Raw genomic sequence first — 12,308 nt, forward strand, 5'->3', positions numbered from 1 at the left:
CAGCGGGGCATCGGGATGAAGTGTTGTCGTCTTCTTGGCCATGATGGTTCCCCTTACTGCAATAACATGATTGCGCTGCCCATTGCGGCGGCGCAGGTGGCTTTAACGGTAATCGCGGTGCGGTTGCTGCTGCAACTGCCCGTGGCAGCGCAAGCCGTCATACGATCAATCAACAGATTCAGTTCGGTGCGAATCGCCAGTGGATCGGGCTTGTTACCCAGCGTGCCACCGGACGCTATATCGCCCGCGAGCAGGTTTTTCATCAGCGGCTCGATAATCTGGTTGCGGCCTGTTGCATTGAATGCACTGCCAGCGTTAGCACCAAAGTTAAAACCGCTGAAATAACTGCTGCGCAAGCTGGTGTCATCTACCAATGCATTGCAATAAGACACGGCCAGTTGAGTGATTCCCATTTGCTGGGCAGCGAGAAAACCTTCGATGTTCGTCAGTGTTGGCAACTGCTGTTCGACTTTGGCGTAGGTCGCGCGCACCGCAGCGTTGGTTTTGCTCACGCCGGTTAGCGCCGATAGCGTCGCGTTGATCTCGGCAAAATTGCGCAGGCCGATATGGGGCTGGCCGGGAATATCCGCCGGTGTCGCAGGTGGCGGCACTACAACCTCGGTGCGGTTGTAATGATGGGTACCGATCTGGTCGAAGGTCAGGAAGAACTGGTCCTGATCCGGCCCTTGTTTCATTTCCACAATAGTGCCGAGCGTTGATAGCGTTTGGCGGCCATCGACCATTTGCGCGGCGCTGATCTTGGTATCCAGATGGGCAAATACCTGGCCCACATGGGCTTCAACACCGTTGACACCAATGCGCAGGCCTTTCAAATCGATCTCGCCCGATACTTTTTGCTCGCCCAGATTGGTGAAGAACGGCGAACTGAACAAATAGGAATAGTCATCGAATTGCTGCACATCGAACACGATAAAGCTTAGTGGCGTGCCGACCAGCTCCGATACATTAAACAACAACAGGTATTTTGCGCCCACGCCCACATTGAAGTTGGTTTTAATATCCGCAGCGCTCATGGCGCGTTTGTGGATCGCGAGGAAGCGGATGCTACCGGCCCAGGGGCGATTGTTGGAAACATCGTTACCAATGGCGAGTGCAAAACTACTATCCCAATCTTTTAATACCGCACCGGCATCCGGATCAGTATCGCCAGTGAATTCACCATTCACATAAATGCGGCGGCCACGGATGGGGTCGAAGCTCACGACCACATGCTGCAAGCTCGCCTGCAGGATTTCTTTGTTTGCCGCCGTTGCCAGCTCGCGCAACCCATTGGCGTCGCTCACCGAGGTGCGGTTCATAACGCTGTAGTTGTATTCGTATTGGCCGAGGGTGAAGTTGCGCGTTGTTGCACTGCCTGAATAGGTGACTATACGCGCCGGGTTGTTGTCATTATCACCTTGCACCACGTTATCGGGAATCACCCAGGCTTCAATTGAGTATTCGCCGGCCGCGCGCAGCAAATCATAGAATTTGCGGCTGTCGCCGGTGGCGGCCTGGGCTTTGCCGGTATCCCTGAATTTCAGGCCCCAGGCGCTGCTCCAGCCAACATTGCCGATCAGGTTCAGATTGGCCACCGGGTCCACGCCCGAGGTGTCATAAGCGATACTGCCTTTGCCGGTTTTGAATTCGTATTTGGCGATGATGTCAGTATCGATCCGGCCACCGCTGCTCACCACAAACGCATCACCCAGGCCAACGGCTTTACTGATGACCAGCTCTGGATCGACAGTTACCGGTGTAATGCTATTGGCAAAAGTGGTAATCGCTGCCTGCATTTCCGCTGCGTTTTGGCTGCAATTGCTCCAGCAATTGTGGCCATCACCGGCAAGGCGCTGTACAAAGCGCGAGGCGGTGGGATTGTCCAGGCGCATGCGCGTTTTGGCAGCTTCATACGCGACATCCACACGGCTGCTGGCAAAGTAAGGTTGCTGGCGGGTCAGTGCGCTTTCGCTGTGGCACTGGGCGCAGTATTGGGTCAATAGCGGATAAACCGTGGTGGAAAAACCGGCGGCACTGGCGGGATAGGTTTTGCTGCTGCTGACATCTTTTTCCGCCGGGGGTGTCAGCACCACGCTGTTTGCCGTTGTGCCTGTGTTGCCAGCCCAGGCGGTAATCCAGGTCGCCATGATATCGCCGCAAGCGACCGGATCTGCCAGCCAGCAGTTGTGGCCGGCAGCGACTTTGGTGACCAGGCGCGATTGTGCCGGATTACCCAGCGATACCAGGCCATTATCAATCACGGCCGCATAGGCCAGGTTGATATCGTCGCCGCGGCTGAATTCCGGTGCTTGCTTGCCTTGCACATGGCAGCCGCCACAACGGTTTTCGCGCGCGATGTTAATCCACACATTGTTCTGGAATTTGGTGATATCGGCTGTCGCTGCCGGGTTGTTACCTTTGTAACTGAATTCTCCTCCGTTGCCATTGCCGGGGTTGGTATTCGGGTTGGTTTCAGTTTTGGAGCCCGAACCGGAACCGCAACCAAGGAGCGCAACTAACAGTAATCCGGATACCAGCAAGGCGGGGCGTATATGCATCGTGGTCATTGTCATTTCCCCTTATTGGCCTTTGCAGTAGCTGGCGGTGTCGATAAACACCTGCTTTAGCTTGTAGTTATTGGCGGCAAAGCTCTGGGTAAATTCCTCGATTTTGGCGCGGTCAGCCGCATCGCCCGGTTTGCGCAGGCAAACGTTCTGGAAAACTTTTTCTACCTGGCAACTGGCGAATGCCCTGGAATGGGCAATTTCCATATTCATGGATTTGGCGCCGGCGCCACTGCCTGTCAGTGCGGGGGAATTCCAGCCCCAGCCTAAATAACTGTTCTGGCCTTTGCGCCAGTAGTTCAGCCAGTTGTCGTTAGTGGTGACGTAACCGGGTTTGAAGGTGGAGCTATTGATGCGGTATTTCTTTTCCACGCGCGAATGGGTCTCCGGATCGAGAGTGCCTTCAATGTTGTAGTGGATGGCACCGTTAATACCGTCGGGGTCAGTATTGATATCGAATTCGTAATCATAATAAGCGTAGGCTTTGGCCATGGGGTCCATACCGTTATGACAGCCGATACAGTTATTGAGGAATACGCGGCTATCGCCACCGGGACTGCGGCTGACATCCTGCCGGATAAAATCCGGGACCAGTGAGGTGTCGTGCACTTGTTCAAGGTCGCGGCAGAGGTGATTGAGCAAGGTGAAGCGGAACATGGCGCGGTTAGTGCCCGCGATAAAAAAAGCCTTGGCGGCCGCACGGCTGGTGATCACGCCGGAGGTCGCTTCCGCAGGCAACCCGTTGACGGTTGATTGAGTGCGGCGCACCAGGGTGTCTTTCAGGCTAACACCTTGGGATTCAATGGCTTCGTAGTGGCTGTTATTGTTATTGGAATACGCGGGCAGGCCAGCGGCATTGCTGGTGTAAACCACATCATCGTAAAGCGCGGTGCGGAAATCGGCATCGTCGCGAACCAGGCCGATAATCGTCGCCACATAATCATTTAACGGGGCAAACACTGTCTGATCGCGGTTGGTCCAGGGCGTCGCCATATTTTTGAGGGTGACGCTATAAAATGCCTCGTTATCCATGGCGATTTTAACGGCTTCAGCGATTTGGCCAGCATCGATTTGCGCCGCCATTTGCAGCAGCACTGTTTCACTCGGCGGGATGCCGGCAACGCGGTTGTGGATTTGCAGGGCCTGTTCGCGCGAACCGGCGGTTGCATCTGTCGTGGCGAGCGTCAAGGTCAATAATCCGGCCGACAGGTAATGCGCCAGCCGGCGAAATAGCGTAGAAGGAGTGGTCACAATGTGCCCCCGGTCAATTGCTACAGCTGCAGCAAACATGGTTGTTGAAATACTGTGTTATTGCGGAACAGGCAGGTCTTGGCGGCAAGGGTTATGGTAGTCCGGTCAGTGGTTCATTCCGGAGCGTCCCTGGCGCAGCGCTGTGCTCTTGTTGTTTTAACTATGTTTTTGGGTGATCGGGCGATTTTGGCTACCCGATCTGGTTGCTCGCACTATGCAGCGAATATGCCTAATAACCGTGGCAAAAAGCGGTATCGACAAGGAGGCCTCCAGAATTAGAATCAGTTCTCCTTTGCGGCATCTCTTGCCTCTCTGAATATAAGGATTTTAGCGCTTTTGGCGCGGAGCAGCTGACGGTTAATCGGAGCCCCGCATACACCATAAGTGGCACAAATTGTCACTTTAGGATGTGCACCGGCAGGATGTGAACTGGTTCATGCAAGGTGGTTTTTGGCAAATGATAATGTCGTTCGCAAAAAAGTGAGAAACGTCTCACATTGGTCTTGGCAGAATCAGATGAGTGTCGCGCCCTTGGCTAGTATTTGGGGCGCGAATATTGATTGGCGCAGGTTTTGAATACACTCGACGAATCGCTTTATTACATTTTCGGCAGCGGCTTATGAAACGCGAATGGGGTATTTTTCTGTCCACTTTTAAGGATTGGGTTTCACGGCGCAGCCTTACCTGCGTAATGCTCGCCGGTGCATTGGCAGGATGTGGTGGAGGCGGTGGCAGTGCCGACGGCGGCCAAAAACCGGACCCGGTGGTAGTCGATTTGCCGATTGCTTATGTGGAGCGCCCCATTCCTGTTGATGAGGATGGCAATCCGGTATTTCCCGATGTGTTTGATCAGGCGGCTTTTAATCCGGGGGCCCGATTACTCCTGAAAGATCGCGCTACGGCATTGGCCTCGCCGGTGGATATCAGCTCGGCTGCATTTCCCGGGGAAGACTTTCCGGTCGCCGATTATCCTGATGGCCCGCTTTACGATGTGAAAGATATTTCCGTGCATCCCGATGGTAATCGCCTGGTATTCGCGATGCGCGCACCGGAAATTCCTGGTGCGGATGAAGACAGGCAACCCACCTGGAACATCTGGGAATACCATCTGCAAACCAAAGTGCTGCGCCGTATTATCAGTACCGATATTGTTGCCGAGGCAGGGCAGGATGTATCTCCGCGCTATTTACCGGATGGCCGCATCCTGTTTGCCTCCACCCGCCAGACGCGCAGCAAGGCAATCCTGCTCGATGATGGCAAGCCGCAATATTCAGCCGGTGTGGAAGGGAATCGCAATCGCCCCGCCTATGTGCTCCATACCATGAAAGATGATGGCACGGACATCCAGCAAATCACCTACAACCAAAGCCATGACATCCAGCCCGGTGTATTGCCGGATGGCCGCGTGTTTTATACCCGCTGGGATCGCAACGGGCACAATAATCTCAGCTTTTATACTGTTAACCCCGATGGCACTAACAGCCAGATTTATTACGGGTACGACAGCCTGAACAGCGAACCGGAGGATGCCACCCAAAGCACGCCGCGCCTGTTCAATGTGAATCCCATGCCTGATGGTCGTATTGCCGGCATCCTCAAGCCTGACGGTGCGCTGCTCGGTGGCGATATGGTTGTTATCGATGGCGCGCGTTTCAGTGAAAACGAACGCGCGGTTCCCGGAGCAAGTGGGGGTGAGGCAAGTGGTCAACGCCGTATTTCGATATTGCCGGTGAATATCCGCGAAGGTGAAAACGAGATTTCCGTGCACGGCCGGTTTGCCTCCCTTTATCCGCTGTATGACGGCACCAATCGCCTGCTGGTCAGTTGGAGCCAGTGCCGTCTGGAAGAACCTGTTACCTTGCGCCTCTTGCCTTGCACGGAGGCGAACCTGGCAATCCCGGATATTCGCGAAGCCGAGCCGTTCTACGGTATCTGGATCTACAACACCGCAGCTCAAACCCAGCAGCCGGTGGTGCTGGCCAAAGATGGGGTTATGTACACCGATGCGGTTTCGCTCGAAAAAATCACTCCCCCAACCTTCCTGCGTCCGGAGGTTGATACCCAATTGGCCCAGGAAGCGGTTGGCGTCCTGCATATTCGCAGCGTTTACGATATCGACGGAACCTTCAGCCGTTACGGCATGGCTGGTGCGCCAGCGGATTTGGCGGCGATGGCTGCAGCGCCTGCATCAGCACGCCCCGCCAGATTCCTGCGTTTGATCAAAGCCGTCTCCATGCCCGATAACGATACGCTCAACTTCCAGGGAACTGCCTTTGGCGTCAGCGGCAATGTGATGCGCGAAATCCTCGGTTATGCCCCTGTAGAGCCGGACGGCTCGGTCAAAGTGAAAGTCCCGGCTGATGTGGCGTTTACCATTGAAGTGCTGGATGCCAATGGCCGGCGCATCGGTGCGGTGCATAATAACTGGCTGCAATTGCGCCCCGGTGAAGTGCGCGAATGTAACGGCTGCCACAACAACCAGAATGATGTTGCCCATGGTCGTTCCGATGCGGAAGCAACCGCATTAAATAAAGGTGCGGCAACCAGCGGTGTATCCTTCCTCAACACCCTGCGGTTTGACGCGTTAGGCACGCCCATCACTCCGAATATGGGCGAGACCATGGCAGAGTTTGCTACCCGTTCAACCTTTTGCCTTACCCCGGGTAATGCTGCCACGTGTGCACCTGTCGCACAGCGTGCGCCGAGTGTAGATATCGTTTTTAATGATGAATGGACTGACCCGGCGGTACGTCCGCGTGACGCCAGCTTTGAGTATCGTTACTCGGCATTAGCGGATGATCCGGCGCAAATCGCCGCACCCACATCGGAAGCCTGCATGGACCCGGATGGCTGGAACAGCCTCTGCCGTATCATCATCAACTATGAAACCCACATCCAACCCTTGTGGGAGCGCAGCCGCATTGTGAATGGCGAAGAGCGTCGCTGCACTGGTTGCCACAGTCGCGATGCCGTAGATAACAATGGTAATGCGCTTGTGCAGATTCCTGCCGGTCAGCTAGAGTTGACCCGTCAGCCATCGGATGCGAATAACGCCCATATGACCTCCTATCGCGAGTTGTTAACCAATGATTTGCGACAGGTTCTGACGGATGACGGCGCCGGTCTCACCGATAATATCCCGGTGTGCGAATTTGAAGTGGATGAAGATTCCATTCCCGAGTGCGCTGTAACGCTGGATGCGGAAAATAATCCCACCTGCGAAGGGGTGGCTGTTTGTCCGTTTGTGGAGCAGAACATCACCAATGAGCAAGGGCAGGTTAAAACTGTATTGGTGCTGGATGGCGAAGGCAATCCCATTCCGCTAACCCGCCAGATAGGCGTTGACTCCAGTATGAAAGTGGGAGGCGCGCGCGCCAGTGCGCAATTCTTCGGGCGCTTCAACAACTTTAACGCAACGACAGATACGGTAGATCATCGCGGCTTTTTAAACGCGAGTGAATTGAAATTATTATCAGAATGGCTGGATATACGCGCGGCTTATTACAATAATCCTTTTGACTCGGTAGATTGATTTTCAATGACGATTTCCGGCGCATCACAACAACAAAAACGCCCGCGTTTTTACCGATTTTTTTTCTGCTGTTTATTATTGTGCAGTCATCCCGCGTGGGCGCAAAACGGGTTCAGCAACTGGTTTACGCCGGATGAGCCACTGCAAGTCAGCGTGGATGATGCCTTTATCAATGTTTATTCTGGCCCGGGACGTGGCTATCCCATTTTTCATGTCGTCGAGCGTGAAGAAATTATTACCCTGTTAAAAAGCCGCACCGAATGGATCAAAATCAAAACCAGGCGCGGCATTGTCGGCTGGATCAAGCGCGACGACATGCAATTCACACTTGCACTCGATGGTAGCAAGCCGGAGTTTCCGGATAGCAAACAAGCGGATTACCTGGTAAATCGCTTTGAAGTCGGTGCCGCCTACGGGGATTTCGATGGTGCCGATAGCATGACGCTGAATCTCGGTTATCGTTTCACTAAAAATCTGTCAGCCGAAATTCGTTTTTCTGATAACACCGGAAAATTTTCCGATAGCGAAATTATTGCCGGCGCTTTATTGTTCCAGCCATTTCCGGAATGGCGCGCCTCGCCGTTTTTCAGTGTGGGCGGCGGTAAAATAAAAACCTATCCAAGTTCTACTCTCGTACAAACCGAAGATCGCGAAGACAATTTATTACAAGCGAGCCTGGGTACATACATCCACATTACCGGTCGGTTTTTTATGCGTGTGGAATACGTTAACCACTACGTGCTCACCAGCCGCAATACCAATGAAGAGGTCAATGAATGGAAACTTGGTTTCAACGTCTTTTTCTGATCGCATTATTCGCTGGTATTGCCAGTGTCAGTAATGTTGCGTTTGCCCAGGAAGATGACGAGCAAGACGATGATGAACTCGGGCAAATCATTACACCTGACATCAAACGTCGCACGATAAAAGAAGATGATCTCGACAGTGAAAACTTTGAGATGGGTGCGTTTTTTGGCTTGCTCAGTGTGGAAGACTTCGGTACCAATGATGTCCAGGGAATTACCTTTGCCTATCACATCACTGAAGATTTTTTTGTGGAAGCTGCATATGGCGTGAGTAAAACAGAAAAAACCAGCTACGAATTATTGAGTGGGGGTGTTGAGTTGCTCACGGGTGATCAACGCGATATCAGCTATTACAATCTGTCACTCGGCTATAACTTTTTGCACGGGCAAGTGTATATCTCCGACAAGTGGAGTTTTAACAATCACTTCTACATTATGTTGGGGGGCGGTAATACCGATTTTGCCGGAAAAGATTATTTCACCACCAGCATCGGCGCCGGCTTGCGCTTTTATGGAACAGATTGGCTGGCACTGGATTTAAGTATGCGCGGCCACAGTTTTGAACATGAATTATTTGGTGAAAGCAAGCGCGTAACGAATCTGGAGTCGCGCTTGGGTTTGTCGTTGTTTTTTTAATTTTGATTTTATGGTGGGTTTAGTTATGTTTCTGCAACAATTTTTGACGCGTGTCGCGATTATTTTTTCATTGGGTGTTTTTTCGTTGCAAGCCAATGCTGATGCTGCACCGGATTTCACGCTGCAAAGTAATTCGGGTGAAAATGTTCGCCTGGCTGAAGCGCGCGGACAAGTGGTGATGTTAAATTTCTGGGCTACCTGGTGCGCTCCATGCCGCAAGGAAATGCCATTGCTGGATGCTATGTATCAACGCTACAAGAGCGCCGGTTTTGTTATTTATGGAATCAATGTAGAAGAGGATAGCGAGGGCGCTAAAAAATTAATCAAGGATATGAACGTAACGTTTCCCGTGCTGTTTGACATCGAAAGCAAAGCCAGCAGCTTGTACGAAGTGGATGCGATGCCGACCACAGTATTGATCGATAAAAAAGGCCAGGTGCGTTACGTGCATCGCGGTTATAAAGCCGGTGACGAAAATATCTACCGCGATAGAATTCGTGAGCTGATTAGAGAATGATATTGCGCGGCCTCTTATTGCTAGCGGTGCTCGTGAGTCTCGCCGCTTGTAGCCCGATTAAACCCTGGGTGAAGCCCTATGAGCGGCAAAAAATTGCAGATGAAATCATGAGCTTTGAGCGCGATCCAATCGCAGACGCTTATTTGCACCACGTGTTCGATGCGCGTGAAGCCGCGCGCGGTGGTGATGGCGCATCGGGAGGTGGCTGTGGCTGTAATTAATCGCTGGTTAATAATGAGCGCTATGTTGTTAGCGTCATCAACATTTGCCGCCGTGTTGCCAGATGAACGAATCGATGTCCTGTATCACGGTTACGATGGCGGTGGTGCAGAAATTGACGGGCCATCAATCCTGGTGCGCAAAAATATCGGCACAGCTGTTTCTGTATCGGCTAACTATTATGTGGATATGGTGAGTAGCGCATCGATTGATGTGCAAGCTACCGCAAGCCCTTACAGTGAAGAGCGCAAGGAATCCGGTTTCAGTGGTCAATATATGATTGACCGCTCCACACTGAAATTTGGCTACACCCAAAGTAAAGAAAATGATTACGATGCAACAACCTATACGTTTGGTATCGACCAAAGTTTTTTTGGCGATTTAACCACGTTGGGTTTTGGTGTGAGTTTTGGTGAGGATATTGTTGGCCAAAATACCGATCCAACTTATAAGCGCGATCTGCAGCGCCGCAAATACAGTGTCAATGCTTCACAAATCGTCACCAAAAATTTATTGGCATCGCTCAGTTTCGATAGCGCTACCGATCAATGTTTAAACCTCACTGATGATCAAAGTTGTTTGAATAATCCTTATCGCTCAGTGCGCTATTTAAATGGTACTGGTGGTTATTTGTATCAACGTGAACTCTATCCACACACACGCAATAGCGACGCTTTAGGTTTGCGCGCAATTTATTATTTGCCTTATCGCGCCTCTATTCGCGCCGAACTGCGCAAGTTTTCGGATAGCTGGGGGATAGATGCTGATAACGCTGAATTGCGTTATTTGCATCCATATGGTGAACGTTTTTTATTTGAAGTGAAATACCGCATTTACGATCAAACGGGTGCCGATTTTTATTCAGATTTATTTCCCTATCGCGATGCCCAGAATTTCCTTGCACGCGACAAGGAACTGAGCCCTTTCTCCTCCACAACAATTGGCTTAGGTGTGACTTACAAAATCCCCGCCGGATTTATTCCCTGGTTTGATAAAAGCACCGCCAACCTCTACTGGGATCATTTCGATATTGATTACGACGATTTCCGCGATGCACGCGTATCGCCCGCCGATTACGCTGCTGGTGAAGAACCGCTTTATAGTTTGCAGGCGGATGTGATCCGGTTGTATTTTTCTTTTTGGTTCTAAATAAAAACGCGGTGATTGCTGCGTTTTTTGCATTCTATTATTACTGCCGCCCTTTTTGGTCGTTAATGCCCAGTCTATTTCCTGTTGTCCATACAGTTATTAATATACGTCAACTTTTTTAATTAATGACAAACAATTATTCATTATTTAAAATGCTTAGGACTTTTAATCGATGGATATTGATCAACGTAGGGAAAAATCATGTTTCTAAAAATCATTCCAATTCCATTCTTATTTTTGCTATTCCTTTCCAATTTTTCTTTAGCTCAGATACATCAGTGCGTCCAACAGGGGGGAAATTATGATTGCATTCCCGCTGTTTTAAAATATTGCCCAAATGCATTTTCTCCTGATTTAAGACAGTGTGTTGAGGCTCCTCAAGCATATTGCACTCGAAATTGGGTGGAGCGCACTGATGCGGAATGGGCAATGCTCGGGTTCATAGCGTATTCAAACCCACGTTTTCAATTTGACGATCCCACAAAGCCCAGTCCAGGCAAATGTATATATGATGCGCGAAATTTGCGAACAGGTGAAACGTCAATAAGTAATGGAGAGCGGCTGGGTTATCCATTTATAGATTGTTCCCTTTATCCTTCTCACACAGTTGAAATCAGTGATTCTACCGGGCTTTGGTGTGCAAAATTAATCGAATATGTTGCAGCAGCTCCTCAGGATTCACCACCCACATCTTGCCCCGTTGGAAATCCAATCGATACCAGCACCGGCGCAAAAATTCAGAAAGAAGGTGATATTAACTCTCACGGCTTTGGTCAAATCGGTTTTGATCGCGCCTACAGTAACTCAAATAAAATGATTGGCGGTTTCTGGTATAACCCATATCAAAAATCCCTCCGCATTATTGATCCGCAAAAAATTGAAATAGTGCGAGCTAAAAGTTCGCCTTACACCAGTAAAGCACTCGCTTGCACAGGTGGGTTTAATGACTTAAAAACCAAAATTAGTGATAACTGGACACAAGGCTCTTCTGCGCAATATGTAAATAATACGTGTCAAATTGTCCGAAATAATAAAATTATTAGAAATATCCCCATTGTGCAAAGTGCACTAAGTACCGAAATTTACTTTAAGCCTGGCGCGATTCAATTAATTCGCGAAGATGGCAGTATTTTAAATTTTGGTTTAAGTGCTGGCGATCAGTACAGCGAGTTAAGCGGAAGCCGGGGCCAATTAATTGCTGTTAGTGATGCGGCACCTGTGGCATGGCGTTATAAAACCAGTAATGGTGATATTGAAGATTACAGTGTAGATGGAAAATTATTATCTATCACTGCCAGTAATGGTATGAAGCAGGAATTGTTTTACGATGCAACGAGTGGCTTATTAACACGTGTAAAAGATTCGACCAATCGCGAACTAACATTTGCTTACACCGACAATCAACTCAGCAGCATCACTGTCGATGGTAATAAAACAACGTCTTATACATATAATGGACAAGGGCTTATTAGCAAGGTTATTCGCCCTGATAATACCGAGCGTATGTATCACTACGAAGATGCTCGCTTCCCAACCTTTTTGACCGGGATCACTGATGAGCGAGGAAAACGTTACGCTACTTGGGCTTATGATGCCCAGGGTCGCGCTATCTCCAGTGAGCACGCAGGCGGAGT

Annotated in this window: 9 protein-coding genes; 7 read left to right on the forward strand and 2 right to left on the reverse strand. The window is 50.5% G+C overall.

Features of this window, described 5'->3' with window-relative positions; genetic code table 11:
* Positions 1-53: 53 nt before the first annotated feature.
* On the reverse strand, positions 54-2,567 hold the full coding sequence (locus A596_RS17245) for a LamG domain-containing protein (protein ID WP_235425766.1): 2,514 nt from the start codon (positions 2,565-2,567) through the stop codon (positions 54-56).
* Positions 2,568-2,579: 12 nt separating this feature from the next.
* Positions 2,580-3,815: a hypothetical protein gene (locus A596_RS17250; protein ID WP_412130334.1), complete on the reverse strand. Its 1,236-nt coding sequence runs from the start codon at positions 3,813-3,815 to the stop codon at positions 2,580-2,582.
* Positions 3,816-4,434: 619 nt separating this feature from the next.
* On the opposite strand from A596_RS17250, the gene A596_RS17255 reads away from it, so the two are divergent.
* From A596_RS17255 to A596_RS22265, 7 genes are all read left to right on the forward strand, one after another.
* Complete coding sequence (locus tag A596_RS17255) at positions 4,435-7,347, forward strand: HzsA-related protein (RefSeq protein WP_052417626.1); 2,913 nt, start codon at positions 4,435-4,437, stop codon at positions 7,345-7,347.
* A 6-nt stretch (positions 7,348-7,353) separates the two neighbouring features.
* Positions 7,354-8,154 carry an SH3 domain-containing protein gene (locus tag A596_RS17260; protein WP_084128542.1) on the forward strand — a complete coding sequence of 267 codons (801 nt, stop codon included), beginning with the start codon at positions 7,354-7,356 and terminating at the stop codon, positions 8,152-8,154.
* Positions 8,124-8,789 (forward strand): outer membrane beta-barrel domain-containing protein, encoded by a 666-nt coding sequence (locus A596_RS17265; protein ID WP_039917062.1) that lies wholly within the window; start codon positions 8,124-8,126, stop codon positions 8,787-8,789. The genes A596_RS17260 and A596_RS17265 overlap by 31 nt, the downstream gene beginning before the upstream one ends.
* 25 nt (positions 8,790-8,814) lie before the next feature.
* Positions 8,815-9,306 (forward strand): TlpA family protein disulfide reductase, encoded by a 492-nt coding sequence (locus tag A596_RS17270; protein WP_084128545.1) that lies wholly within the window; start codon positions 8,815-8,817, stop codon positions 9,304-9,306.
* Entirely contained in the window at positions 9,303-9,527 is a 225-nt protein-coding gene (locus A596_RS17275; protein WP_039917066.1) for a DUF4266 domain-containing protein, read from the forward strand. The genes A596_RS17270 and A596_RS17275 overlap by 4 nt, the downstream gene beginning before the upstream one ends.
* Positions 9,514-10,674: a DUF3570 domain-containing protein gene (locus A596_RS17280; protein ID WP_039917068.1), complete on the forward strand. Its 1,161-nt coding sequence runs from the start codon at positions 9,514-9,516 to the stop codon at positions 10,672-10,674. The genes A596_RS17275 and A596_RS17280 overlap by 14 nt, the downstream gene beginning before the upstream one ends.
* 201 nt (positions 10,675-10,875) lie before the next feature.
* The coding region (locus A596_RS22265) for a DUF6531 domain-containing protein (RefSeq protein WP_160280166.1) at positions 10,876-12,308 on the forward strand (1,433 nt) is incomplete at its 3' end.

Origin of the sequence: Cellvibrio mixtus subsp. mixtus J3-8 (assembly GCF_000766945.1) — a bacterium.
Classification (GTDB): Bacteria; Pseudomonadota; Gammaproteobacteria; order Pseudomonadales; family Cellvibrionaceae; genus Cellvibrio; species Cellvibrio mixtus_A.